Annotated in this window: 1 protein-coding gene; it reads left to right on the plus strand. The window is 44.8% G+C overall.

Features of this window, described 5'->3' with window-relative positions; all coding sequences use genetic code 11:
• Positions 1-137, plus strand: a 137-nt coding sequence (locus SB816_RS32705; protein WP_138796154.1) for an IS3 family transposase, incomplete at its 5' end; no start/stop codon positions are given.
• Positions 138-261: the final 124 nt, after the last annotated feature.

Raw genomic sequence — 261 nt, forward strand, 5'->3', positions numbered from 1 at the left:
TTAATAACCGGGATGAAGCCATCTCAGTAATACGGGAATACATTGAGATTTTCTACAATCGTCAGCGTCGTCACTCTCGTCTGGGGAATATCTCCCCGGCAGCCTTCAGGGAAAAATATCATCAGATGGCTGCTTAAAAAAAGAACAAATGGTAGTGTCCGCTATTGCCAGTACACCTCAACATTCCACCATGCATTCCGATTAACGCCGCATAGCCAGTTGAACTTTGCTACTTTGTGAGAGGTAGTACCTTCTATCCAG

Origin of the sequence: Achromobacter sp. SIMBA_011 (assembly GCF_046535435.1) — a bacterium.
Lineage (GTDB): Bacteria > Pseudomonadota > Gammaproteobacteria > Burkholderiales > Burkholderiaceae_B > Achromobacter > Achromobacter dolens.